The organism is Rhodopseudomonas sp. B29 (assembly GCF_000333455.1).
Taxonomy (GTDB): Bacteria; Pseudomonadota; Alphaproteobacteria; order Rhizobiales; family Xanthobacteraceae; genus Rhodopseudomonas.
In genome coordinates this window covers 1-1,156 of sequence record NZ_BADD01000797.1, presented here as the reverse complement: position 1 = coordinate 1,156, position 1,156 = coordinate 1, and the positions used below count along the sequence as shown (strand labels likewise).

The following is a 1,156-nucleotide window of genomic DNA, read 5'->3' as shown; positions in this document are numbered from 1 at the left end:
ACGAATCACCTCAATTCGGTACCCGGTTGCCGCGCCAATTTGGCCAATGGGGCCGTAGCGGTATTGGGGTCCGTGATGAAGTTCTTAGGACGCTTTCGTATCCTCACCAAAATCCTCGCCATCGTTCTGCTGCTCAGCGGTATCACGGCGACCATCGCCTGGATGGGGATTTCCGCCCTATCCGACCTGAGCGGCAAAGCCGACGTGATGTCGATCGCCTCGCAACGCGCCTTGATGGCCGCGCGCGCCAACCAGGACGTGCTCGCGCTCAACCGGGCCGAATTCCGCAGCGCGCTTGACCCGACCGACGAGAACCGCCTCGCTGCTCGCGAGGTGATCCAAACCCAGCTCAAGCAATTCGACGAGCGCTTCGGCGGCGCTGCCGAGACCGTCGATGACAAAGCCAAGGCGATGATCCCGCAGGTGCGGCAGGCCTTCGCCGCCTACAAGCAGCAACTCGACCGCACCCTCGCCGTCGTCGATGCGGAGAAGTCGTCATCGATCACCGACAGCGCCCGGAAGCTGCGCGAGGCGGCGATGCATAGCCGCGCCGCTGCGGAGGATCTGCAGACCAAGCTCCGCGCCTTCGCCGACCGGCTGGACGCCCGTGTCGAGGAGAAGGCCGCCGAGGCCCACGCCGAATATGTCAGCATCTCGCGGCTGCTGACAATCATCGCGATTGTCGGCGTCGTCTTCGGGGCGATCTCCGGCTTCGCTGTCGGACATTTCGGGATCGTCGGCCCGATCCGCAGCATCGTGGCGCTGCTGCAGCAGCTCGCGGCCGGACGGTTCGAGGTCGACATCCACTCGGCCGATCGCAAGGACGAAGTCGGCGACGTGGCGCGGACTGCGCAGGTGTTCAAGGAGAACGGCATCGCCAAGCTGCGTATGGAGGCCGAGCAGAAAGAGGCCGAGCAGCGCGTGGCTCAGCAGCGCAAGCAGGACATGCTGCAACTCGCCGACAGCTTCGAAGCCGCGGTCGGTGAAATCATCCAGACCGTGTCGGCCGCTTCAACCGAACTGGAAGCTTCTGCCGACACCCTGACGAGCACGGCGTCGCGCTCCCAGGAGCTCGCGACCGCCGTCGCCACTGCGTCCGAAGAAGCTTCCACAAATGTCCAGTCGGTGGCGTCGGCCACCGAGGAGCGTCGTCCTC

At 65.0% G+C, this 1,156-nt stretch carries 1 protein-coding gene; it reads left to right on the top strand.

Annotation, left to right across the window (positions count from 1 at the left end):
- Positions 1-75 precede the first annotated feature (75 nt).
- Positions 76-1,156, top strand: a 1,081-nt coding sequence (locus tag I5M_RS28605; protein WP_022724529.1) for a HAMP domain-containing protein, incomplete at its 3' end; no start/stop codon positions are given.